The 23,757-nt window shown below is 61.2% G+C and carries 24 protein-coding genes and 1 tRNA gene; 14 read left to right on the top strand and 11 right to left on the bottom strand.

Annotated features, from left to right (window positions below):
* Nucleotides 1-57 precede the first annotated feature (57 nt).
* Complete coding sequence (locus tag SPHINGO391_RS20885; protein ID WP_152010646.1) at nt 58-1,362, top strand: alpha/beta hydrolase; 1,305 nt, start codon at nt 58-60, stop codon at nt 1,360-1,362.
* Between the two features lie 67 nt (nt 1,363-1,429).
* Here the strand turns inward: SPHINGO391_RS20885 and argB are convergent, their stop codons facing one another.
* Nucleotides 1,430-2,326 (bottom strand): acetylglutamate kinase, encoded by an 897-nt coding sequence (argB, locus tag SPHINGO391_RS20880; protein WP_152010645.1) that lies wholly within the window; start codon nt 2,324-2,326, stop codon nt 1,430-1,432.
* A 210-nt stretch (nt 2,327-2,536) separates the two neighbouring features.
* Here argB and SPHINGO391_RS20875 point away from each other — a divergent pair, with 210 nt between their 5' ends.
* From SPHINGO391_RS20875 to msrB, 4 genes are all read left to right on the top strand, one after another.
* Nucleotides 2,537-3,076 (top strand): sigma-70 family RNA polymerase sigma factor, encoded by a 540-nt coding sequence (locus tag SPHINGO391_RS20875; protein ID WP_152010644.1) that lies wholly within the window; start codon nt 2,537-2,539, stop codon nt 3,074-3,076.
* Nucleotides 3,073-3,777: an anti-sigma factor gene (locus SPHINGO391_RS20870; RefSeq protein ID WP_152010643.1), complete on the top strand. Its 705-nt coding sequence runs from the start codon at nt 3,073-3,075 to the stop codon at nt 3,775-3,777. Before SPHINGO391_RS20875 ends, SPHINGO391_RS20870 begins: the two co-directional genes overlap by 4 nt.
* A gap of 120 nt (nt 3,778-3,897) precedes the next feature.
* On the top strand, nt 3,898-4,464 hold the full coding sequence (locus SPHINGO391_RS20865; protein WP_152010642.1) for a fasciclin domain-containing protein: 567 nt from the start codon (nt 3,898-3,900) through the stop codon (nt 4,462-4,464).
* Between the two features lie 189 nt (nt 4,465-4,653).
* Nucleotides 4,654-5,160, top strand: coding sequence for a peptide-methionine (R)-S-oxide reductase MsrB (gene msrB, locus SPHINGO391_RS20860; RefSeq protein ID WP_152010641.1), 507 nt, complete (start codon nt 4,654-4,656; stop codon nt 5,158-5,160).
* Nucleotides 5,161-5,171: 11 nt separating this feature from the next.
* Here the strand turns inward: msrB and yihA are convergent, their stop codons facing one another.
* From yihA to rpmH, 4 genes are read right to left on the bottom strand one after another with little or no spacing between them, the layout of a single operon-like run.
* On the bottom strand, nt 5,172-5,849 hold the full coding sequence (yihA, locus tag SPHINGO391_RS20855) for a ribosome biogenesis GTP-binding protein YihA/YsxC (RefSeq protein ID WP_193217365.1): 678 nt from the start codon (nt 5,847-5,849) through the stop codon (nt 5,172-5,174).
* A gap of 20 nt (nt 5,850-5,869) precedes the next feature.
* Entirely contained in the window at nt 5,870-7,687 is a 1,818-nt protein-coding gene (gene yidC / locus SPHINGO391_RS20850; RefSeq protein ID WP_152010640.1) for a membrane protein insertase YidC, read from the bottom strand.
* A gap of 3 nt (nt 7,688-7,690) precedes the next feature.
* Entirely contained in the window at nt 7,691-8,113 is a 423-nt protein-coding gene (rnpA, locus tag SPHINGO391_RS20845; protein WP_152011667.1) for a ribonuclease P protein component, read from the bottom strand.
* Between the two features lie 56 nt (nt 8,114-8,169).
* Nucleotides 8,170-8,307 carry a 50S ribosomal protein L34 gene (gene rpmH, locus SPHINGO391_RS20840; protein WP_007199880.1) on the bottom strand — a complete coding sequence of 46 codons (138 nt, stop codon included), beginning with the start codon at nt 8,305-8,307 and terminating at the stop codon, nt 8,170-8,172.
* A gap of 350 nt (nt 8,308-8,657) precedes the next feature.
* Here rpmH and SPHINGO391_RS20835 point away from each other — a divergent pair, with 350 nt between their 5' ends.
* The 6 genes from SPHINGO391_RS20835 (at nt 8,658) to SPHINGO391_RS20810 (ending at nt 14,373) form a co-directional block, all read left to right on the top strand.
* Entirely contained in the window at nt 8,658-9,467 is an 810-nt protein-coding gene (locus tag SPHINGO391_RS20835; RefSeq protein WP_193217364.1) for a DUF547 domain-containing protein, read from the top strand.
* Between the two features lie 208 nt (nt 9,468-9,675).
* Nucleotides 9,676-10,416, top strand: a complete 741-nt coding sequence (locus SPHINGO391_RS20830; RefSeq protein WP_152011666.1) for a TVP38/TMEM64 family protein — start codon at nt 9,676-9,678, stop codon at nt 10,414-10,416.
* Nucleotides 10,417-10,468: 52 nt separating this feature from the next.
* Nucleotides 10,469-11,899: an FAD-dependent oxidoreductase gene (locus tag SPHINGO391_RS20825; RefSeq protein ID WP_152010638.1), complete on the top strand. Its 1,431-nt coding sequence runs from the start codon at nt 10,469-10,471 to the stop codon at nt 11,897-11,899.
* Between the two features lie 75 nt (nt 11,900-11,974).
* Nucleotides 11,975-13,402, top strand: coding sequence for a HAMP domain-containing sensor histidine kinase (locus SPHINGO391_RS20820; protein ID WP_244615467.1), 1,428 nt, complete (start codon nt 11,975-11,977; stop codon nt 13,400-13,402).
* A 209-nt stretch (nt 13,403-13,611) separates the two neighbouring features.
* Nucleotides 13,612-13,688, top strand: a tRNA-Arg gene (locus SPHINGO391_RS20815).
* A gap of 280 nt (nt 13,689-13,968) precedes the next feature.
* Nucleotides 13,969-14,373, top strand: coding sequence for a hypothetical protein (locus SPHINGO391_RS20810; RefSeq protein ID WP_152010636.1), 405 nt, complete (start codon nt 13,969-13,971; stop codon nt 14,371-14,373).
* Here the strand turns inward: SPHINGO391_RS20810 and SPHINGO391_RS20805 are convergent.
* The 6 genes from SPHINGO391_RS20805 to SPHINGO391_RS20780 form a co-directional block, all read right to left on the bottom strand.
* Entirely contained in the window at nt 14,363-15,100 is a 738-nt protein-coding gene (locus SPHINGO391_RS20805) for an amino acid ABC transporter ATP-binding protein (protein ID WP_193217363.1), read from the bottom strand. The two genes, SPHINGO391_RS20810 and SPHINGO391_RS20805, sit on opposite strands and share 11 nt — an antisense overlap.
* Nucleotides 15,051-15,764: an amino acid ABC transporter permease gene (locus SPHINGO391_RS20800; RefSeq protein ID WP_210385806.1), complete on the bottom strand. Its 714-nt coding sequence runs from the start codon at nt 15,762-15,764 to the stop codon at nt 15,051-15,053. The genes SPHINGO391_RS20805 and SPHINGO391_RS20800 overlap by 50 nt, the downstream gene beginning before the upstream one ends.
* The gene (locus SPHINGO391_RS20795) at nt 15,764-16,441 is read right to left on the bottom strand and encodes an amino acid ABC transporter permease (RefSeq protein WP_152010635.1); all 678 of its coding nucleotides are present in this window, start codon (nt 16,439-16,441) and stop codon (nt 15,764-15,766) included. Before SPHINGO391_RS20795 ends, SPHINGO391_RS20800 begins: the two co-directional genes overlap by 1 nt.
* Before the next feature lie 63 nt (nt 16,442-16,504).
* Complete coding sequence (locus tag SPHINGO391_RS20790) at nt 16,505-17,314, bottom strand: transporter substrate-binding domain-containing protein (RefSeq protein ID WP_152010634.1); 810 nt, start codon at nt 17,312-17,314, stop codon at nt 16,505-16,507.
* Nucleotides 17,315-17,611: 297 nt separating this feature from the next.
* Nucleotides 17,612-18,508, bottom strand: coding sequence for a polysaccharide deacetylase (locus tag SPHINGO391_RS20785; RefSeq protein WP_152010633.1), 897 nt, complete (start codon nt 18,506-18,508; stop codon nt 17,612-17,614).
* 184 nt (nt 18,509-18,692) lie between these two features.
* Nucleotides 18,693-19,385, bottom strand: coding sequence for a glutathione S-transferase N-terminal domain-containing protein (locus SPHINGO391_RS20780; RefSeq protein ID WP_152010632.1), 693 nt, complete (start codon nt 19,383-19,385; stop codon nt 18,693-18,695).
* Between the two features lie 233 nt (nt 19,386-19,618).
* On the opposite strand from SPHINGO391_RS20780, the gene SPHINGO391_RS20775 reads away from it, so the two are divergent.
* Genes SPHINGO391_RS20775 through gcvPB form a run of 3 tightly spaced genes read left to right on the top strand, consistent with a single transcriptional unit; the run spans nt 19,619 to nt 23,740 of the window.
* Nucleotides 19,619-20,731 carry an NAD(+)/NADH kinase gene (locus SPHINGO391_RS20775; protein WP_152010631.1) on the top strand — a complete coding sequence of 371 codons (1,113 nt, stop codon included), beginning with the start codon at nt 19,619-19,621 and terminating at the stop codon, nt 20,729-20,731.
* A 58-nt stretch (nt 20,732-20,789) separates the two neighbouring features.
* Entirely contained in the window at nt 20,790-22,196 is a 1,407-nt protein-coding gene (gene gcvPA / locus SPHINGO391_RS20770) for an aminomethyl-transferring glycine dehydrogenase subunit GcvPA (protein WP_210385805.1), read from the top strand.
* On the top strand, nt 22,193-23,740 hold the full coding sequence (gene gcvPB / locus SPHINGO391_RS20765; protein ID WP_152010630.1) for an aminomethyl-transferring glycine dehydrogenase subunit GcvPB: 1,548 nt from the start codon (nt 22,193-22,195) through the stop codon (nt 23,738-23,740). Before gcvPA ends, gcvPB begins: the two co-directional genes overlap by 4 nt.
* Nucleotides 23,741-23,757: the final 17 nt, after the last annotated feature.

The raw sequence follows: 23,757 nt of genomic DNA, 5'->3' as shown, positions 1-23,757 counted from the left end.
CGCCGGTTTCACAGCGAATAGGAACGGAAGAGAGTTATGCCCGCCCGGCGCCCGCAGATGATGAAGCCCAGGGGCCGCCCCCTGCAGCGACCGCTCGCCGTGGCGCTTCTTCTGCTCGGGCCGCTGATGTCCGGTTGCGCCAGCCCGCCCGAAGGTGTGCTGGCCCCCGTGGCCCAGACCGCATCGGACGCGACCGAGGTGTCGATCATGGTCGCCACCACCCGTGCGCCCTCCGACAATCCGGGCCTGCTATACTCCGGAGAGCGTGGCGCCCGCATTGATTTCAACGAAATTGTCGTCTCCATTCCGCCCGACAGCCGCCGCAAGATCGGCGAGGTCCAGTGGCCGAAGAAGATACCGCCCGATCCGGCGCGGGATTTTGCCACCCTCTCGGCCAAACAGATGGACTCGGTTGCCGAGGTGGAGGCCTGGTATGATCGCAACCGGTCGTCCAGCGGACGGTTGCTGGTGTTTGTTCACGGCTTCAACACCCGCTACGAGAGCGCGGTCTATCGCTTCGCCCAGATCGCCCATGACAGCAAGACCGACGCCACCCCGGTTATGTTCACCTGGCCTTCGCGCGGCAATGTCTTTGACTATGGCTATGACAAGGAAAGCACCAATTACTCGCGCTCCGCACTCGAACTGCTTCTGACCGGAGCGGTGGCCGTGCCGGAGATCAAGGAAATCACGATCCTCGCCCATTCGATGGGGACCTGGCTGACGGTGGAATCTCTCAGGCAGATGGCGATCCGCAACGATGGCATCCCGGCCAAGATCAGCGACGTCATCCTCGCCTCTCCCGATCTCGACGTTGACGTCTTCCAACAGCAGATCGTCGACATGGGCGCAAAGCGGCCGAAATTTACGGTCTTCGTCTCCAAGGATGACCGCGCCCTGACCCTGTCGCGCCGGATTTCAGGAAATGTCGACCGGCTTGGCCAGATCGACATCAGCAACCCGGTCTATCGCGAAAGCCTCGAGCGCAGCGGGATCACGGTGCTCGATCTCTCAGCGCTGCAGGTCGGTGACAGCCTCAACCATTCGAAATTTGCCGAGAGCCCGGAAGTGGTCAGACTGCTGGGTCAGCGGTTGATCGCCGGCCAGACCGTTACCAATCAGGATGTCAGTCTTGGCACCGAACTCGGCGCGTCCGCGATCACCCTGTCCAACACCGTCGGGTCCGTGGCTGGCGCCGCGATCACTGCACCGATCGCCATTCTTGATCCCAACTCCCGCGATGCTTTCACCGCGCAATCCAGGCGTTTCGGCCAGGGTCTCGGGGCGGCGGGACTGACACCGAACCTCTCCGGCCAGTTGCCGTCCGCGCCTGAATGCGATGCCGCCCAAGATTGCCGGTAGGCGATGGCGCGGGACGGATTGCGGCGCGCTTGGGCTTTTGTTCAAGACGCCGGCCGGACAGGCCCTGTCAGGGAACCAGAAGCGTGCCGGCGCCATGGGCGGTGAACAGCTCCAGCAGCACCGCATGGGCGGTCTTGCCGTTGAGGATCACCACGCCCTTCACGCCCCGCTCGATGGCTTCGATGCAGGTTTCCACCTTGGGGATCATCCCGCCTGAAATCGTGCCGTCGGCAATCAGTGCCCGCGCTTCGCGGACGGTCAGCTCGTCAATCAGCTTGCCGTTCTTGTCGAGAACACCGGGAACATCGGTCAGGAACAGCAGCCGTGACGCTTCGACAGCGCCCGCGATCGCGCCGGCAAAGGTGTCGGCATTGATGTTGTAGGTATGGCCGTCACGACCCGGCGCGACCGGCGCCAGAACCGGGATCATTTCCGACTTGGCGAGGAGGTCGAGCAGCGTGCGGTCGACTTCCACCGGTTCGCCGACAAAACCGAGATCGAGAACGCGCTCTATGTTGGAATCGGGATCGGTCATGGTCTTGTGCGCCTTCTCGGCGTAAACCATGTTGCCGTCCTTGCCGCACAGCCCGATGGCCCATTCGCCCTCGGCGTTGATCAGCGCGACGATCTCCTTGTTGATCGAGCCCGCCAACACCATCTCGACGATTTCGACGGTCTTCTCGTCGGTCACCCGCAAACCGCCCTCAAACCTCGATTCGATGCCCATCTTGGCGAGCATGGCGGCGATCTGCGGGCCGCCGCCATGGACCACGATCGGATTGACGCCGGATTGCTTGAGCAGGGCGATGTCCTGCGCAAAGGCCTTGCCGAGCGCGGCATTGCCCATCGCATGTCCGCCATATTTGACCACGACCGTCTTGTTCTCGTAGCGCTGCATGAAAGGCAGCGCCTCGGCGAGCAGGCGGGCCTGTGTGGCGGCGTCGCCGCTTGGAGTGTCAGACATTGGCGTGGCGTCCCGGTTTTGATTGCGCGCAGGCGACAAAAGGTCCGGCGCTGTTTAGCTCCAATCCGGCCCGGCTTCAATAACTGGTTCAAACATTGCGCCAGCCGGCCCGAAACCGTGCAACCCCGCCTGCAATTTCGCCGTATAGGGTTTCAGGATTTCAGGAAACTGCTATCTGTTGGGTGAACCTGCGGAGAAACCGAAGCTGTTATGAGTCAAGAATTACTCTCGGAATTGATCGCGCGCACCGCGCTGGGTGACCGCAAGGCGTTTTCTGCACTCTATGATGAGACCAACGCGAAACTATTTGGCGTCGCCCTGCGTATTCTAAAGGACAGGGCCCAGGCTGAGGATGCGATTCAGGAGGTCTATGTCCGCATCTGGCGACGCGCTGGCAGTTTCAGGGCGGAGCAGGCTTCGGCCATGGCGTGGCTTGTCACGATCGCCCGCAATCAGGCGATCGACCTGATCCGAAGCCGTCAGCCTGCGACGCTGGAGTATGACGATGCGCCGGAAATCGCCGATGCGGCGCCGGATCCGGAGGCCCGCGCGATGCTGAGCGGTGAAGCGCGGCGCATTGACGGGTGCCTGGGCGAGCTGGAGGAAAACAAGGCTGCCGCGGTCGTGGCGGCCTATGTGGAGGGGTTGAGTTATCAGGAGCTGGCCGACCGCAACGCGGTGCCGCTCAACACAATGCGAACCTGGCTGCGGCGCAGCCTGATGAAACTGAGAGAGTGCTTGAACCGATGAGTAGCGGTGCGCAAATTCCCGACGACAATGCCCTGGCCGGCGAATATGTGCTTGGCGTGCTGCCGCTCGCCGAGCGCCGCATGGTCGAGGAGCGCATGGCCCGCGACAGTCAATTCGCGGGGCTGGTGATCTCGTGGCAGGCTGATCTTTCAAATCTCGACGATGCCTACACGCCGGAAAGCCCGCCACAGGGCGTCAAGGCGCGGATCGACGCGCGCCTGTTTGCCGAAGCCGCCAGGCCGGCAGGCGGCTTGTGGGGCTCGCTGGTCTTCTGGCGCGGTCTTGCCTTTGCCTCGGTTGCCGCTGCGGCCGCATTTGGCATCTATACCAGCAATCTGGCAGGGCCTGCCGGTCCCGGTGCGCAGCCATCGCTCGTTGCCGAGCTGGGCGCTCCCGGAAGCTCCGTCGGCCTGATTGCCGCCCTCGACCCGGCGGACGGCGCTTTCACCATCACTCCCGCAGCGTTCTCGCCCGATGACGGCAAGTCACTCGAGTTGTGGCTGGTGGAAGGCGAGGGCGCCCAGCCGGTTTCGCTGGGCCTGGTGCCGGCTGATGGCGGCCGCCTGGTTCTCGATCAGGGCCTGGTCAGCAAGATCTCCGACGGCGCCCTGCTTGCTGTCAGCGTGGAGCCATTGGGTGGCTCGCCGACTGGCGAGGTCACCGGTCCTGTCGTGCTGTCGGGACCTCTTGGCAGAAAATAATCTCGGCATCCGAAACTTTTTCCGAATGCCTCCCGTCTTCCTCTTTAACCGCCGCAACAAAGATGCGGCGGGTGAACAAGGCCCGGATGATCCGGCCTGAAAACACAAAAGAGGCTGATTATGAAAAATACTCTTCGCTCCATTGCTGCAGCAGCAGTCCTTTTCTCCGGCGCAAGCTTGGCCATTGCCGCAAGTCATGGCGGAAACAAGATGGTCGGCGGCGCCGAAATGTTCCCCGACAAAAACATCGTCGAAAACGCCGTCAACTCCGCCGATCACACCACACTGGTTGCTGCGGTCAAGGCCGCGGGCCTCGTCGACACGCTGATGGGCGAAGGTCCGTTCACCGTCTTCGCACCCACCAACGCAGCCTTTTCCGCGCTGCCGGATGGCACTGTCGACACCCTTCTGAAGCCTGAGAACAAGGACCAGCTGACCAAGGTTCTGACCTGTCATGTTGTTGCCGCCGACGCGATGTCTGAAGCGATCATGAAGATGGTTGACGATGATGGCGGCGCGCATCCGGTCAAGACCGTGGGCGGCTGCATGCTCAGCGTTACCTACCAGGGTGACAAGATCATGATCGAGGACGAAACCGGTGCTGTGGCCAATGTCACCATTGCCGATGTCGACCAGTCGAACGGCGTTATTCACGTCATCGACAAGGTGCTTCTGCCCAAGGGCTGAACCTGAACACCGGCTTCCCCGAGGCTGCGGCGTGGCACGCCACCCCCTGATAAAGACACAGGCGTGTCACGCCAGGCCGACCTCTCGCCCTTAGGGGCGGGGGGGGGCACCTCACAGGCAAGTGAAAACATGTGGTTGGCCTTTGTCCGAGAGCCACCCTAGGTTCAGATCACCAAAAGGAGAAACACGATGACGACGAAGACAGAATTGAGCCGCCGCGCGCTTTTGACTGCCGGCGTTGCCGGAGTGGCCCTGTCGGTGTTTGGCCGATGGACCCCTGCGACCGCGTCGGAAGGCTCGTTCGAAATCACGCTCAGTGAAGCGGAATGGCGCGATCGCCTGACGCCCGAACAGTTTGCCATACTGCGCGAGGAAGACACCGAGCGTCCATTTACCAGCGCACTCAACTACGAGAAGCGAAAGGGCATGTTTCATTGCGCCGGCTGTGATCTTCCGGTCTATTCGTCGGAAACCAAGTTTGACAGCGGCACCGGCTGGCCGAGTTTCTGGGAGGCCGAGGACAATGCCGTGCGCACCAAGGAGGACCGGTCGCTGTTCTCGGTACGCACCGAAGTCCATTGCCGCCGTTGCGGTGGCCATTTCGGCCATATCTTTGATGACGGCCCGCCGCCGACGGGCAAGCGTCACTGCATCAACGGTTTTGCCCTGACCTTCAAACCGGCCGGCAATGCCTGAGAACGGGTGTGTTAAAGCGTGATCGCAAGAGCGATCGCGGTTCTCAGCTCGGCAATGCCTTCGCCCTTTTCGGACGAGGTGGCGATCACTTCCGGATAGGCCGCCGGCCGGCGCTTGAGCGCCGAAAGGGTTTCGGAGATCAGCCGTGGCACGCCCGCGGCCTTGATCTTGTCGGTCTTGGTCAGAACCACCTGATAGGACATCGCCGCCTTGTCGAGCAGGTCCATCACGCCCTCGTCGTTCTTCTTCAATCCGTGGCGCGAATCGATCAGCAGGTAGACCCGCTTCAGGGTCGACCGGCCGCGCATGTAGTCGAACACCAGCTTGGTCCACAGGTCGACCTGGTCCTTCGGCGCTTTCGCGTAGCCGTAACCGGGCATGTCGACCAGCGCCATTGGTGGCAGATCACCATCGTCGCCTGAATAGCCCGACGGAACGAAATAGTTCAGCTCCTGGGTCCGGCCCGGCGTGTTGGACGTCCGTGCAAGCCCGTTGACACCGACCAGCGCGTTGATCAACGAGGACTTGCCCACGTTGGAACGACCGGCAAAGGCAATCTCCGGCGGACCTTCAGGCGGCAGGAACTTCAGTGAAGGCACGCCGCGAATGAACACCCACGGCTTGGAAAACAGCGTCGCCGAGAGCTCCTTGGCAGCTTGCATTGCCGGATCTGCGGACAGTTGGGTCATCGCTCCGGCCTCCGCGCCGTTCAGCTGGTCTTGTTCTTGGGCTTGAACAGCGCCCTGAGATTGTCCCAAAGCTCGATCTTGGCGCCCTGGCGCTTCATGATCACACCCTGCTGGAGCACCGACAGCGTGTTGTTCCATGCCCAGTAGATCACCAGACCGGCCGGGAAGGTGGCCAGCATGAAGGTGAAGACCACAGGCATCCAGGTGAAGATCATCGCCTGGGTGGGATCCGGAGGCGTCGGGTTCATCCGCATCTGGATGAACATGGTGATGCCCATGATCAGCGGCCAGATGCCGATCATCAGGAACGTCGGCACATCATAGGGCAGCAGGCCGAACAGGTTGAAGATCGAGGTCGGATCGGGCGCCGACAGGTCCTGGATCCAGCCGAAAAACGGCGCGTGACGCATTTCGATGGTGACGTAAAGCACCTTGTAGAGCGCAAAAAATACCGGGATCTGCAACAGCACCGGCCAGCAGCCGGCCACCGGGTTGATCTTTTCCTTCTTGTAGAGCTCCATCATGCCTTGCTGCAGCGCCATCTTGTCGTCGCCGTGCTTGGCCTTGAGCTCTTCGAGCTTGGGCTGAACCTTTTTCATGTTGGCCATCGACACATAGGACTTGTTGGCCAGCGGGAAGAAGATGAGTTTCACCACAACGGTGGTGGCCAGGATCGCAAGGCCGAAGTTGCCGAACAGCTTGTAGAGGTAGTCGATCAGCCAGAACATCGGCTTGGTTATGAAGTAGAACCAGCCCCAGTCGATCATCAGGTCGAAATTGAGAATATTGTACTGATCCTGGTAGCCTTCGATGATCGGGACCTGCTTGGCGCCTGCGAAGACCAGCGTGGTCGAGGTGGCGCTGCCGCCCGGTGCGATTGCCATTGCATCTGACTTGAAGTCCGACTGGTAGCGGGCACGCCCGTCGGTGAAGTGGGCAAAACGGGTCTCGAAACCGGAGCCCTGTGGCGGGATCAGCGCTGCCGCCCAGTACTTGTCGGTGATGCCCATCCAGCCCGCAGTTGCCTTGGCGACGCTGATGACCGGGGTGTCTTCGACATCGGAATAGTCGATTTCCTGCAGGCCTTCTTCGCCGACGACGCCGATCAGGCCCTCGTGAAGTACGTAGATGCCCTGGGTCTTGGGCTTGAAGAACCGCGTTACCCGGCCGTAGCCGGCAACCGATGCGGCTTCATCGCCAGTGTTGGTGATCGTGTCTTCGAAGTTGAACAGCGAATGCTCATCGACTGAAATGACACGAGTGAACACCAGGCCTTCGCCATTGTCATAGGTCAGCGTGACCGGCGTGGTCGGCGTCAGGGTCTGTCCCGGAGCGGCGGTCCAGACCGTGTTGGGACCAGGAGCCGGGCCCGACTGCGCATCGGCAATGAAGCCGACTTCGGCAAAATAGCCGTTGGCCATGGCCGCGGGGCTGAACAGCGTGATGATCGGGCTCTCGGGATCAATCGTTTCGCGGTATTCCTTGAGCAGCACGTCGTCGATGCGGGCGCCGGACAGGTTGATCGACCCGGTGATCGACGGTGTGTCGATGCTGATCCGGTCGGTCTGGGCGAGTACATCCTCGCGCGAAAGGCCCGCGGCCTGCGTGATCGTTCCGGGAACTGCCGCATCGCTGCCGGGCGCCGAGCCGCTCACCGCGCCGGGAGTGACCGCACCGCCGGTGCCAGCTGCAGGGGCTTGCGCCGCCTGCTCGGCCTGAAGCGCTTCCGCCGCGAGACGTTCGCGTTCGATCTTCGGGCTGACATAGAGGAATTGCCAGGCAATCAGGACAAGCACCGACAAGAGAATTGCGACGAAATAATTGCGATTGTTTTCCATCACTCAATCCTGATGTTCAGGCCTAGGCTGCCTGTTGGTCTGGTGTTGTCCGTTACGCCGGGCGGCGCCGGCGTGCGTCTGTTGAGGCCGTTTCTGTCTGTCGGCTTCCTTCACCCGCTCGGTGAGCGCGGTGATCAGTCCGGCAAACGGCGCGCCGAGCGTATCCCTGCGTGCGACCACCACATAGTCATGTCCGGGCTTGAATGGAACCCCTGCCATTTGCCGCACGACTTCTCTGAGGCGTCGACGCATGCGGTTGCGCTCGACCGAATTGCCCTGCTTCTTAGTCACCGTAAAACCGATGCGGGCGGGCTGGTCGGGAGCGCCCCGATCGAGGGTTTCGAGCAGGAAATAGGGGCCGCGCAGGCGTTTTCCCTTCTGCACGGCGAGGAAATCCGGCCGGGTTTTAAGCCGCCCGGGTTTCATGATGGTATCGTCCTGTGCCACGCGATCGTAGTCCTTCGCGGGCCCGTCGCCAGCGCTTAGGCCGACAGACGATTGCGCCCGCGGGCGCGGCGAGCCTGGATGACCTTGCGGCCGCCCTTGGTTGCCATGCGTGCACGGAAACCGTGACGCCGCTTGCGAACAAGCTTGGATGGTTGGTAAGTACGCTTTGGCATTTATTTTAATACCGCGGTGTGCGGCCCTTCTTGGAACATCTTGGTTTGGGTGTTCAGTCCGTCAAAACACGCTCCCGGAAACCGGAAGCTTCCACGGACGAGCGGCTTATAGGCGCGATCGGGGCCAAAAGTCAATGAGCCCTCCGCCGTCGCCGCACGCCAGTACGGCTTGCCGCGCAAGGTCTGAGCGCATTTTCATTGCATCCGAAGCCGCTGCTGGCGGGATGCACTCCGCTCACGTCCGTTCACAAGCCGGTGACATTGCGGCTCAGGTGGTTGCCTCGGCTCGCAACCTGCGCCAAGTCCTTGTCAGCAATACCGCGCCGCCTAGAACCTGGGAAGCCGAAACCATGACCCTTGATCGCCGCACTCTTCTCATCGGATCTGCAAGCCTTGCCGCAACAACCGCGTTTGGACCCGTACCCGCGCTCGCAGCCATGACCGGTTTCAGACCAAAAGGGCAGGCGGGGGTCGACCATGCGGCCTTTGACGCGCTTCTCAAGGCTTTGGTCAAACCGGATGCCAGTGGCTACAACCGGGTCGATTATCGCGGCGTAAAGGCCAATCTGGCCTCCCTGCGCGCCTACATTGCCGCTTTGGAGGCGGTCAATCCGGTATCCCTGTCCCGCAACGAGGCCCACGCCTACTGGATCAACCTCTACAACGCCAAGACCCTTGAGATCGTGGCGGAGGCCTATCCGGTGACTTCGATCAAGAAGATCAATCTGGGAGGTTCGTTCCTGTTTGGCTCTGGCCCCTGGAAAGCCAAGGTCATGACAGTCAACGCAACCGAGCTGTCGCTTGACGATATCGAGCACGAGATCGTCCGTGCCCTTTTCAATGATCCGATGTCCCACTACGGGCTCAACTGCGCTTCCTATTCCTGTCCCAACCTTGCCACCCGCGCCTTCACCGGTGCCAATGTCGATGCGCTTCTGCGCGTCAACGCGGTGGACTATGTCAACCATCCCCGCGGCGTGGCGGTCGACAGCGGACGCATCACGGCCTCGAAGATCTACTCCTGGTATGCGGGTGATTTCGGTGGCAAGGGCCGGCTCAAGGAACACTGGATGTCACTGGCCGAACCGCAGAAGGCGGCACGGATCGCCTCCGCCTCCATTTCAGGTTATGACTACGACTGGAGCATCAACGCGCTTTAGGCCTGATGACGCCGCTCTCACGCTGCCGTGAGATTTAGGCGTTCCGGGCTCACGCGAGTTTGGGAAATGGCGAGGCATTGTCATTGGCGGTGGAGGCCGCAGTCTTCTATTCATGCTTCAGGCAAACCCGACGGCAAGCAAGCAGCCGCAACAAACCTGGAGATCCCGCATGACGTCACAATCCCCGACCGGGCAGATGGACAAGGCCATGGCAGAGACCCCCAAGGCAACGCCGGACACCGCCAAGCCTGCCAGCTGGCGGCGCTACCTGCCGCTGGCGATCATCGTGATGGGCCTTGTGGCCGCCTATGCCGCGGGCGTGCAGGATTACATCTCGCTTGCGGTGCTGGCCGAGCAGCGTGACGCGCTCAAGCAGTTCGTCGCCGATCACCGCATTGCCTCGGCGCTGGGCTATTTCGTGCTTTATGCACTGGCCGTCGCCTTTGCCTTTCCCGCAGCCTCGATCCTGACGATCTTTGCGGGCTTCGTGTTCGGCTGGTTCATTGCCGGCACCCTGACGGTCTTTGCCGCCACCACCGGTGCCGCTGCGATTTTCCTTGCCGCAAGGTCCGCCTTTGGCGATGTCCTGCGAAAGCGCGCAGGTCCCTTTGCCGCCAGGCTCGCCGACGGCTTTTCCAGGGACGCCTTCAGCTATCTGTTGGTGTTGCGCCTTGCCCCGGTGTTTCCGTTCTTTGTCATCAACATTGCCCCGGCGTTTTTCGACATCAAGCTGCGCACCTACGTGGCGGCAACCTTCCTCGGCATCATTCCCGGCACCTTCGCCTACACCTGGTTGGGCCAGGGCCTCGACAGCGTCATCGTTGCTGCGGCCGGGCGCGAGATCTCGATTTCGGACCTGGTGACGCCGGAGATCACCATCGCCTTTCTGGGGCTTGCAATCGTCGCGGCAATCCCCACCATAGTCCGCAAGTTTCGCGGGCGCGGCTGACACCGGACGGTTCCACTCCCCGCCAGCGTTCACATCAAATGGAAGACAGCCTATGAGCACCGCTTTGACACCTGACATCTGCATCATCGGCGCAGGCTCCGGCGGGCTCTCGGTCGCTGCCGCCGCCGCGGCTTTCGGCGTCGATGTCGTGCTCGTTGAAAAGGGCAAGATGGGTGGCGACTGCCTCAACTACGGCTGTGTGCCTTCCAAGGCGATGATCGCCGCCGGAAAGCATGCCCACGCCATTGCCGAGGCGCCTGAATTCGGCGTCACCGCGGGCGAGGCCAAGGTCAATTTCCGAAAGGTCCACGATCACATTCATTCGGTCATCGGTGCCATTGCGCCCAATGATTCCGTTGAGCGCTTCCGTGCGATGGGCGTTAACGTGATCGAGGCGGAAGCCCGCTTTGTCGACAAGACGACATTGATGGCCGGCCAGACCGAGATCCGCGCCCGGCGCTATGTCGTCGCTACCGGGTCGTCTGCCTTCGTACCGCCGATTCCGGGCCTTGATACTGTTGAATACCTGACCAATGAAACCCTGTTCGAGCGCACCCGTGCGCCCAAACACCTCATCATCATCGGTGGCGGCCCGATCGGCATGGAAATGGCCCAGGCCCATCGCAGGCTCGGCGCCGAGGTCAGCGTTGTCGAGGGCGCGAGGGCACTGGGCAAGGACGATCCGGAACTCGCTGCGATCGTGCTCGAGAACATACGCGCCGAAGGCGTGACCATCCACGAAGGCTCCAAGGTGACGTCGGTCGAAAAGCGCGGCAAGACCGGCGTCCGCGTAAATTACGAAACGGAATCGGGCGAAGGCTTCGTCGACGGCTCCGACGTGCTGGTTGCCGTTGGCCGCCTCGCCAATGTCGATGGACTGGGTCTGGATGCCGCCGGCGTCGAACATGACCGGCGCGGCATCAAGGTCGGCGCCAATCTCAGATCAAGCAACAAGCGCATCTATGCCATTGGCGACGTCGCGGGCGGCCTGCAGTTCACGCATGTCGCGGGCTATCATGCCGGCCTGGTGGTGCAGCAAATCCTGTTTCGCCTGCCTGCTAAAGAAAAGCGCGACATCATCCCCTGGGCAACCTATACCGACCCCGAGCTGGCCCATGTCGGCTTGACCGAGGAAGAGGCTGCGAAGCGCCACGGCGGCCGGATCTCGATCCTGCGCTGGCCCTATGCAGAGAACGACCGCGCCCAGGCCGAGCGCAGGACAACCGGACTGATCAAGCTGGTGGTTGATCGCAAGGCCCGCATCCTCGGTGTTTCCATCGCCGGTGCCGGCGCAGGCGAGATGATCAACATGTGGGCGCTCGCGATCACCAATTCGATGACGCTCAAGGATGTGCGTGGCTACGTCCCGCCCTATCCGACAATGACGGAGATTGGAAAACGCGCCGCGGTTTCCTATTATACACCCTTGACCCGCAAGCCGTTCGTGCGCTGGCTCGTGCGCTTCTTGAGGCGTTTCGGATGAGGGACACAAAGCAGGGGCCCGGCCATGGCGGACGACGACCAGACGCAAACTGACCCGGTTCCGGCCGGGCAAGTGATGAGGGGAATGAGCCTGTCTTCAAGGCTCCTGTGGCTTACCATCCTGTTCGTGATGATTGCCGAAGTGCTGATTTTTGTGCCGTCGGTTGCCAATACGAGGGTCCGCTGGTTGCAGGATCGGCTCAACACCGCCGCTGCGGCCGCCGTGGTGGTTGACGGCGTCAACGAAATGGATCTGCCGCAATCCATCCAGAACGATGCGCTGATGGCAACCGGCACCAAGGCCATTGTCCTGCACAAGGACGGTGCTGCCCGCATGATCGCCAGCGGTGACATGCCGCCTGTCGTCACTCATCATTATGATCTGTCGGCGGTCACGCCGCTGAGCGCGCTGGCCGATGCCTTCGACACCATCCTGTTTGGCGGCGACCGGGTGATCCGGGTCGAGGGGTTGGTGGCGGACGACCCGGGCATGACCATCGAGCTGGTGCTCGAGGACGCGCAACTGCGCCACGCCATGCTGATTTACGGGCGCAACGTGTTCTTTCTTTCGGTGCTGATTTCGCTCATCACCGCAAGCCTGGTTTTCTTCTCGATCAGCCGCATGCTGATCCGCCCGATCCACCGCGTGACCGAGAACATGAAGGCCTTCGCCAAGGACCCGGAAAATCCGGGCAACATCATCGTCCCGAGCCCGCCGGTCGATGAACTGACCGCCGCCGAGGGCCATCTTGCCGACATGCAGACACGGCTCCAGCAGACGCTCAAGGAGCAGCGCCATCTCGCCGATCTCGGTCTTGCGGTTTCCAAGATCAACCACGACATGCGCAACATCCTCACCTCCGCGCAGCTGATGTCCGACCGTCTGGCGACGGTCGATGATCCGATGGTCAAGCGCTTCGCACCCAAGCTGCTACGCACCATCGACCGGGCGGTGAGCTATTCCAGCGAGGTGCTGGCCTATGGCAAGGCCCGCGAGGCCAAGCCGCGCCGACGCTTCCTCAATTTCGCAGCCCTTGCCCGCGAGGTCACCGAGATCGTTGCCGAGGAGACCGAGGCCGATATCGACTACGTGGTCGATGTCGATGGAACGCTCGAGATCGAGGCCGACAGCGATCAGCTGTTCCGGGTGATCTACAATCTGGTGCGCAACGCCGTGCAGGCTTTTGCCTCCGACCCATCTGATGATCCGGTGCTTGTCCGGCGTGTGACCCTGTCCGCGCACCGCACCGGGTCGGTGGTGGAGATCCGGGTCAGCGATACCGGGCCGGGGCTTCCGGCACGGGCGCGGGAGAACCTGTTCCAGCCGTTCCGGGGCTCGGCAAGATCGGGTGGCACCGGCCTGGGACTGGCCATCGCCCGGGAACTGGTTTTGGCCCATGGTGGCTCGATCGCCCTTGACGACACCGTTTCGCAGGGAACATCCTTCTGCATCGAACTGCCCGACCAGCCGGTGCCGCTTGACGGGTACCGGGCCCGCGCCTGATTCCGGCGGCATGGACGCTACATCCTGCCGTATGGCCGCAACCCGGCCCGGCGGCAGCCTTCGAAGCTTGGAAAACCATGCGCTTGCCAGCCCGGTTTGGCCAGATGTGCGACAATTGCGGGACAATCGCTTTTTTCGCCAAATCCGCTTGCAATCCCCCGCAGTCCGTTTTAGGAGAACGCCTCGCAGGCGAAAGACACCTGCAGCGCGCGCCCGTAGCTCAGCTGGATAGAGCACCAGACTACGAATCTGGGGGTCAGAGGTTCGAATCCTTTCGGGCGCGCCATTTCTTCCTCTCTGGATCAGCAAGGCGCGTGTTCTCAGCTTATGCTGAAAGCGCATTCTTCATGATGAGTTGCAAACGGGTCGCCACCGAACTGTTGGTGTGAGACGCGGTGGAGAAGCTGGTTCTTGTCAAGCCGTCGTGCCTTCCCTTAGCGAAAACCATGGAAATCTGACGTGCGGCACTCGCAAACTTTACCGCCAAGGCAAAAGGCAGGCTGACGCAAAGCTCGAGGTGAGACGCCCTACCGGTTCATTGCGATAAGCCAGTCTGCGAAATACGCGTGGCTTTGCCTGCGTCCTTCGACGATGCGCTGTGGTCGATGCTCGGCCGGCTGGCCGAAAGCAGGTCCCCGGCAAGTATTCCGGTTCTCACCGGGCTTGAGCATCTGTCCCGGGCGCCCGACGATCTGAGTCAGCCCTGGCGGAAGTTCAATGCCGGCGGTGACAGGATCGATCTCGTCGCCATCTGCAGCCCGCATGCATTGCTCGCCGAAACCCGGCGGTTCGCGGATCGCCTCGACGCTCAACACTGTCATAATGGTACAAGGGCAATCGTCACCATTGCCCGCAAGACACTTGCCGACATGGCGGCTCAAGGCATTATCGACCGGCTCCCTTGGCTGACTGTGCTACCTGCCTGGTTCAATCAGCGAACGGCGGTTTCCTTCAAGTCGGTCAGTGCCTGAGTATCTTGCTGAAGAAATCCTGGGCCCTGTCTGTCTTCGGATTGTCGAACATCTCCCGCGGCGTTCCGCTCTCGATGATCTCTCCGCGGTCCATGAAGACGACCTGATTGGCGACTTCCCGGACAAAGGCCATCTCGTGGCTGACAAGGATCATTGTCATGCCCTCTCCCGCAAGCCGCCGGATCGTGTCGAGCACTTCGGTGACGAGTTCAGGGTCCAGAGCTGACGTCACCTCGTCTAGAAGCAGGATCTTTGGCTCGAGGGCCAGCGCCCGGGCGATCGCCACACGCTGTTGCTGGCCGCCGGACAACTGGTCGGGATAAGCGGCATACTTGTCTCCCAATCCGACGAGGTCGAGAAGTTTCTTTGCCTGGGCCTCGACTTCAGCGACCGGACGCCGCTTGATCTTGATCGGTGCAAACGTGACATTTCCCATTACCGTCATGTTCTGAAACAGGTTGTACTGCTGGAACACGATGGCCATGGTGTCGCGGGCAGCTCGGACCGAGCGTGCGCTGCGATAGTCGATGGTCTGACCTGCGATTTCAATGTTGCCGCCGGTGATCGGTGTCAAACCGACCAGCGCGCGCAGGACGGTTGATTTTCCCGACCCCGACGGGCCCACGAGCGCGGAAATCTCGCCCTTCTTGACGGACATGCTGATGCCGCGCAGGACTTCAAGGGCGCCGTAGCTTGCGCGAATGTCGTTGACCCCGAGGTGTAGCAAGCCGTTTCTCCAGATGTTGGCCCAAGAGGGTGAGTGGGAAGGATAGAATGAAATAGCAAAGCGCGATCGTGCCGAAAACGAGAACACCCGAATAACCCTGGTTGTTCAACTCCTTGCCGCGGAACGTCAGTTCGAACACGCCGATCTGGCTGACAAGTGCAGTGTCCTTGATGAAAGACACTGCAAAGGCGATCGACGGGGGAACAATGACCGGCCACGCCTGCGGCAGAACGATCATGAAGGTGGTCTGGAAACGCGAAAGGTTCATGGCACGCGCAGCCTCGACCTGGGTCTGAGGCACGGATTCAAGTCCGCCGCGGATGATGTCTGCCGTGTAGGCTATCGCGTAGAGGCAGATGGCGATGACGGCAATCGAAAACAGCGATGCGTTTGGCGTCAGGGCCTGGATGAAGAATAGCACCAGATAGACGATCACGAGGAACGGTATGCGCCGGAAGAACTCGACATAGGTCACGCAGACAAGTCTGAGCGGCAGCGCCCACAGGCCGGGTGTCTGGCGAAGGTAGACCAGAACGAGCGCAAGCCCAAAACCGATCAGGCAGCCAACGACGGTGATGGCCAGCGTCATATAGGCAGCTTCCGCCAGCATCATCACGTTGCTGGCGGTAAAGAAGCGCGGGATCTGTTCGATCAGGCGGTCCATCAGAAGATCCTCGCCTTGACCCGGAAGGCCCAGCGGCCGAGCAGGGCCAGTCCCACGCTGGCGATGAAGGTCAGCACCACATACATCAGCGCGACAACCGTGAAGTATTCGAGCCAGCGGTAATTCACCGAAGACAGGTTGATCGCCTGTCCGGTCAGTTCATCGACGCCGATCAGCGACCCGATGGAAGTTCCCATCACAAGGATCACGATGAAGAAATTGGCCATTGCGGGATAGATGGATTTGGCGATGTGCGGCACCACGATGTACCGCACCTGCTGCACGATCGACAGTCCGAGGACCTGGCCCGCTTCCAGTTCGGTCCGCCGCACCGACAGGAAGCCGGCTCGCATGATCAGGGTCAGGTAGGCACCTGCGTTCAATATCAGTCCGATCAGCAGGCAGGCTTCGCTCGACCAGCGTATCCCGAACTCGGGCAGGCCGTAGTAAAGGAAGTAGATCTGGATGAGGGCCGGCGTGTTGGTCACGGCCACGACATAGACATGGACCGGAAGGCGAAGGATGAACGGGCCGTAGGCGATCAGGGCGGCGCAAAACAGCCCGATCAGCGCGCCCCCCGCAAAGGAAACGGCCCCGAGCTGGAACGTGAGGATCGCCCCGTCGAAAAGTTCGCCAAGGTTTTTCCAGACGACGCCATATTGAAACGTGTAGTTCATGTGCCGATTTCGCCCCGAGGCACCCGCGGCCTGCAGGCCACGGGTGCGAACGCCGGTTTCCTATCAGAAGTAGGGGTTTGGCATGACTGCGCGCAGCATTGGGGCTCCGTAGAACTTCTCCCAGGTCGCGTTCACAGTGCCCTCCGAATGCAGGTTGTAGAGGGCGATGTTGAGGACCTCGGTGAGGTTGTCATTGCCCTGGCTGACGCCGATGGCGCAGTAGGCGACAAAGATCGGATCATCGACAACGCGCCATTTCACGTCAGGGTAGTTCTTGGTGAAGGCCATGTAGAAGTCGATGTTCTCGACGATTGCATCGGCGCGGCCCTGTGCGACCATTCGCACCGTGTCTGCGAGCGTGTCGACAAGCTCAACGTTTGCGGTCGGCATGTTTTCCGCGGTCCAGTCGACCGTCCAGTTGCCGCGCATGTTTGCCAGTGTCATTCCGTCCCGGTCGAAGTCCTTCCAGTTGTTGCCCTCGACGTTTTCGGTGGTCAGCACAGCAAGAACTTCGGTGTGCAGCGGAACGGTGTAGTCGATCAGTTTGGCGCGCTCGGTATTTCGGGTCAGGGCGCCAAGCGACATGTCGATGCGGTCCGAGACGAGGAACGGTACCCGCTGCGGAGTTTCTGTCGGCACCCATTCAACTTCCACGCCGATGGCTGCGGCCAGGGCCTTGCCGATCTCGATGTCGAAACCTTCCCATTCGCCCGCGCTGTTGCGCACGCTCATGTTGGGGAAGTTCGGGTTGATGCCGATGCGGATCTTGCCGTCAGCCAGAATGTCATCAAGGCTTCGGGCCTGGACCGTCGTCACCGTTGCAGCGGCAATTGCCAGACCGGCAATGCTAGTGAGCAGAGTTCTTCTGAGCATGTGACATCTTCTCCCATATGAATGCCCGTTTCGGGCCAAGTGGTGTCTTCCTGGCTACGTGCTCCGTAGCAGGCGATTTCGCACTTGTGCGCTAAACGAACATTTGTGCGATAATCTAGCCTCTTGTAGAATCCGGCTCATGTCAATCCTGTTTCTCGGTAATTGTGGAGAGCGTGCCAGATCTACTTCCGTGCCCCGATCCGTGACTGCGTGCACGGTTGCGCGCCCCGGCGGGCAGGGCCTTGTCTTCTCGGGTTGCAGTTGCGCAACGCGCAAGACGGCCTGACCGTCCCGGTTTTACTTTACGGGGCAACTGTCCTTGACGTGCTGCGCCACGGCGTCGTGGGATGCGATCCAGACCGGCCCGCGGGCCCTGGCATGGCGCAGGATTTCCTCCAGGATCCAGATACGTGACCTGTATCCGATCACGAACGGGTGCATCACGAGCTGGCAGAGGCCGCCTTCGTCGAATGCGGCATCGAACTCCCGAATGAAGATGTCTCGAACCTGTTCAGGTGAAGCGTAGGGTCGTGCCGGTGGAGTCCTGTTGAAGGACAGATAGACCGCGTCATCGCGCACCCAATCGACGGGGATCTCGACCACTCCCGAGGCTGTCCCGTCCAGAACCAGCTCGTAGCAGTCCTCGTCCGCCATCATTGAGCTGTCGTAGGCGAACCCCAGTTCGGCAACCAGTCGAATGGTGTTCTCGCTCAGGTCCCAATGGGCTGCTCGATGCCCGGTTGGTCGCTGCCCGGTGATTTGCTCAAGCGTGTCGCGGCTGCGCACCAACATGGCTTTCTCCGTAGCCGCGTCGAGGGTCGAGGTGTTCTCGTGAATCCAGCCGTGGACACCGACCTCGTGCCCTTCGGCGGCAATGCGGCGCGGTTCATCAGGGTCGATCAAGGCAGCGACGGCAGGAATGAAGAAACTGGCCGAAGCAGAGTAGTGTGTCAGCAGGTTGAGAATGCGCGGCACGCCGACCCGGCGTCCGAACTCGGCCCACCCAAGTCGGCCGACGGCCTGCCCTCCCGCGCCAAGCTCGGCGGTTTCATGGTCGCAGTCAAAGGACAGGGCGAGCGCACACCGGGCGTTGTCCGGCCAGTGATCGGGCGCCAGTCGGCGCCCCGCGCGCACGCGCGACACGGCTGTTCGCCAGACGCTTTCGGGCCAATCGACAGGCGGCGGCTTGTTCATCCGGAACACCCGCCCGGGACATGTGTTTGTGACTGGCGCGGGACAAGAGGCAAGAGCGCACCCGACATGCCCAGGCATGCCAGCGTCGGTAGAACCCATTCAGCTTCGGCAAGATCGGCGCCGCGGGTGAGTGCGGCATGAACGGGTACGGGCGTCGGCACTCGCCCCACCGGAAGGAGCGGTGTCACTGGCTTTGCCTGATGGCGTGGATATGCGGGTAGAGATTGCGGATCGCGTCTTCGTCGAAGGCCTGTTTGAAAGAGTGACGATCAGGCAGCGCCATCGCGCGGGCTGCTGCAGGGCGCGCATTGATTTCGGTCATGAGCCGCGCGATCGAAGGGTAATCCGCCATGGCATCCTCCCCCATCATGAAAGGGATCCTGCTTGCCCACCCCCACACCGACATGTCCACGATCGAGTAATCCTCGCCCAGCATGTAAGGCGAGAGCTTCAGCCGGTTTTCGATGATTTGCCAGTGTCGTCGCGCCTCATGTGCATACCGCTCGCGCGCATACTCGTTTTCACCCGGCGCGAAGTGGCGGAAATGAACCGCTTGTCCGGAATAGGGTCCGATCCCGGAGGCCACGAACATGAGCCATGAAAGAAGTTGCCCCCGGTTTTTCTCGGGCTCACTTGTCAGAAACTGGTCCGCCTTTTCAGCCAGATAGAGCAGGATCGCATTGCTGTCGAAGATTGCGGTGTCGCCATCGACGATCGCCGGCACCTTGGAGTTCGGGTTGATCGCGCGAAAGCTGTCGCTGTGCTGATCGCCGCGTTTCGTGTCCACGGGTATGGCCTCGTAGCTCATCCCTGTCTCTTCGAGGAAGAGGGCAATTTTCAGCGGATTTGGGGCCCCGTTGTAGAAGAATTTGATCACGTGGCTCTCCAATCCTGGTCGGTTGCCGGCGCATTTGCATGCCTGTGGCCAATGGTGCGCCTCGATGGCGTTGCGTCAAGCAGAAAAGTGCGCATAATAAACAAAAGTTCGATATGTTGCCTTGTGGCAAGGCAGATTTCAGCGTTGGATGGCGATTGATGAAGGTTTTCTCCATTGGCAAACATCTGTGCGGGTTCTGGAGCGCTGGTGATGTCGCATAGTAACGGCGAAACATGCAGATCGGCGTGATTGTCAATCCGATCGCGGGTATGGGGGGCACCGTCGGACTCAAGGGAACGGATGGTCCCGATGCGGTCGCCGAAGCCTTGCGCCGCGGGGCCGAGGCCCAGTCCGGACCGCGGGCGCGCAGGGCCTTGGCAATTCTTGCAAAACGATGCCCTCGGGCCAGGCTGAGGGTTGCTGCCGGAAGCCTCGGTGAGTGTTGGGCGAGTGATCTCGGACTTGATCTTGACGTTGTGTCCGCAGGCCCACCAACCGGTACCGCGCGCGACACACGTGAGGCGATTGCGGTGCTGGGTGCGGTGGACATGGTCGTCTTTGCCGGCGGTGACGGGACAGCCCGTGATGTTGCCGGAGCGCTTTCCAGCGGGGCGGGCATGCTCGGAATTCCCTGTGGGGTGAAGATGCACTCGGGTGTCTTCGCAGTGTCTCCGGAGAGCGCTGGGCACATCCTCGCTGATCTTGTCGAAGGCAATGGCAGGGCCGGCTGGACGGATGAGGCGGAAGTCATGGACATTGATGAAGTGGCCTTGCGTGCTGGACGCCTTGCGCCGCGTCTCTATGGTCTCGCGCGGGTTCCGGTGGTGGCAAACCGGATGCAGGCTGCCAAGGGTGGGCCGCGCCGCGATTCGGCGGCGGCTCTTGCCGCTGCCGCACACGAATGTGCACGGGCTTGCGAGCCTGGCGCTCTCTACATCGTTGGCCCCGGCAGCAGCGCCGGAGCTTTCGCAAGGGCTCTCGGTCATGAGCCGACGCTTCTCGGTGTGGATGTGTTCAGAGACGGTGAATGTCTTGTTCAGGACGCGACGGCACCCCGGATTGAATCATTCCTCGATGACCGGCCGGTACGCATCGTGCTTGGAGTGACGGGTCAGCAGGGCTTCTTGCTGGGCAGAGGCAACCAGCAAATCAGCGCTGACGTCATACGCCGCGCAGGACGCGAAGGGCTCAGGGTTCTGGCGACGGAAGACAAGCTCTCTACTCTTTCCGCTGCCGCGTTGTTCGTCGATACAGGCGATCCGGATCTCGATCAGGAGTTGGCCGGGTTCATCCGTGTGCAGACGGACAAGGGCAGATTCATGATGATGCGTGTCGTTGCGAGTTGAAACAATTCGTGCGTTGTGCGAACCTTTGTACGAAAATTGCAGGTGAGGTGAAAATTCCATGACTATCGAACAGCGTGCCCATCCATGGATGGCTCTATCGGCGCCGGGAGCGCTGCAGCAGATGCTTGACGAAATCGGGGTTAAGGATGTGGCCTCCGTTTTCGAGCAGATTCCCGCCGACCACTTTCGCAAGGCGCCACTTGATCTGCCTCCCGCGCTGGGCTCGGAAATGGAGCTGAAGCGGGATCTCGTGTCCAAGCTGCGCAAGAACGAGGATTGCGAGACCAATCTGAGCTTTCTCGGCGCGGGCGTTTGGCAGCACCATGTTCCCGCCGTTGTCGATGAGATCGTCGGCCGGACCGAGTTTGCCACAAATGTCTGGGGCTCATACCAGTCCGACCACGGTCGCAACCAGGCCTGGTTCGAATTCTCGAGCCAGCTGGGTGCTTTGCTCAATCTCGATGTCGTGCAGTTGCCGGTCTACTCCTGGGGCTGCGCGATAGGCCACGCCATACGAATGGCCACCAGGCTGACGGGCCGGCGCAAGGTGCTGCTTCCTGTTCTGTCAGACCCTGAGAGGCTCTCTGTGATCAGGACCTACTGTCAGCCCAGCGAAATGGAAAGCCACATCGAGGTGGTGACCGTCGCGGCCGATCCGACCAGCGGACGATTGTCAATCAGTGACCTGAAATCGAAACTGGGCCCGGATGTTGCCGCTGTCTATTTCGAGAATCCCGCCTATCTCGGAACGATCGAGAACGGTGCCGCCGAGATAGCGCGGCTTGCACGCGAAGCCGGCGCGGAAACGATTGTCGGCGTGGACCCCATAAGCCTCGGCGTGATGATGGCTCCGGGGGACTATGGCGCCGATATCGTCACCGGTCCGGTTCAGCCCCTTGGCGTGCACATGCATTGTGGTGGCGGGGTCGGAGGTTTCATCGCTTCTCGTGACGAAGAGCGCTATGTCCGGGAATACAACGGGTTTCTTGTTTCCATCGCCCCCACGGCCGAACCCGGCCAGGTGGGTTTCGGCCTCGCCGCCTCACACCAGAATTCCTATGGCTCGCGCGAGCATGGCAAGGACTGGACCGGCAATTCCACCTATCTCTGGGCCATCGCCGGTGCGGTCTACATGAGCCTGCTTGGGCCGCAAGGATTCCGCGAGGTCGGGACCCTCATCCTGTCGCGGGCCCGATATGCAGCCCGGTTGTTGAACGAGATCCCGGGCGTGAAGGCAGTCTGGCCCGAGACAGGCTTCAAGGAGTTTGTGGTCAATTTCGATGACACCGGAAAGACGGTTGAAGCCGTCAATGACGCGCTGAGGGCGCGCGGCATCTTTGGTGGAAAGGACATTTCAGGCGAGGGGCACGGTTTGGGGCAGGCAGCACTTTACTGCGTGACGGAAGTCCACAGCGCCGCCGATATCCGCCGACTTGCCGATGCAGTGAAGGAGATTTGCCAATGAAACTGCCAAACTATCACGCCCCCCGTTGGGATGAACCGGTAGTCATGGAGCTGGGACGCCCCGGCGCCCGCGGGCAGCTGTTTCCCGCGCCCGAGCAGGAAATTGAGGTGGCCGAGATCCCCGCAGCGATGCAGCGCAAGGACAGGCCGGAACTTCCCGAGATCACCGAGTTCGAGGCGCAGCGCCACTACCTCCACCTGTCTCAGATGACGCTCGGCATGATGGGCATCAGCCTGTTTGGCACCTGCACGATGAAGTACAATTCCAAGACAGCAGAAGCGGCAACCTTGCGACCGGAACTGGCCGAGGTTCATCCCTATCAGCACCCGGATACCCTGCAAGGCGTTCTTGAAATCATTCATGATTTCGATGGAATCCTGCAAAACCTCTCGGGAATGGACCAGTTTGTGTTCCAGGCGGGCGGCGGCGCGGACGCAGCCTATACGATGGCGGCACTCGCCCGCGCCTACTGGGCCGACCGGGGCGAGCTTGGGCAACGCACCGAGATGGTGACTTCGATCCAGGCGCATCCGTGCAATCCGGCAACGGCTGCGGCCGCCGGCTTTACCGTGATCAATCTGCCGCTCGAGGAAAACGGCTACCCTTCAATCGAAGCGCTGAAAGCTGCGATCGGTCCCAAGACCGCGCTTCTCATGATCAACAATCCCGACGACATGGGCATCTACAATCCGGAGATAAAGGAATGGGTGCGCCTGGCCAAGGAGGCCGGCGCCCTGTGCTTCTACGATCACGCAAACTTCAATGGCGTGATGAGCAAGTTGTCTGCCCGTGAACTCGGTTTCGACGCCTGCATGTTCATGCTCCACAAGACCTTTGGTGCCCCCAAGGGTGGAGGTGGCCCGGCAGTTGGCGCCTTTGGGTGCTCGGATGAATTTGCTCCTTATCTGCCGGCACCGGTTGTGGTGAAGCAGGGCGACGCCTATCGTCTCGACAATGATCGTCCGAAATCGCTCGGCAAGATCCGTGAGTTCTGGGGCAACGTTCCCCAGGTCGTGAAGGCCTATGCATGGGCCCGCGCGATGGGCGCAGAGGGGATCGCAATCGCCTCCGACATCTCTGTCGTGGCCAACAACTACATGGACAAGAAGCTCGGTGAGATTGCCGGTATCGAGATATCCAATCCGCACATCCGCAAGCGGCGCATGGAGATGACCCGCTGGTCACTTGGTCCGCTGGCTCAGGAGACCGGAATCGGCACCGCCGATTTCGCCAATCGCATGGCCGACTACGGCATCGATCCCTGGTGGATGAGCCATGAGCCCTGGATCGTTGCCGAACCGTTCACGCCGGAAGCCGGGGAATTGTGGTCCAAACAGGACATTGACCAGTGGATCGGTGTCGTCGCCCGTATTGTCCAGGAAGCCCGGGAGACGCCCGAACTGGTCAAGTCGGCTCCTCACAACCAGGCGATCGCACAGGTTGACGGCAGCGTCTTCGAGGATCCGAAAGCATGGGCAATGACCTGGCGGGCGTGGCAGCGAAAGCGTGCCGGCGATGCGAAGGCGCGCAGCGGTTCAGTCTGAGGCATGTTGGCGATGCT

This window comes from Hoeflea sp. EC-HK425 (assembly GCF_902498795.1).
GTDB lineage: Bacteria > Pseudomonadota > Alphaproteobacteria > Rhizobiales > Rhizobiaceae > Hoeflea > Hoeflea alexandrii.
This window is presented reverse-complemented; position numbering and strand designations above follow the sequence as displayed.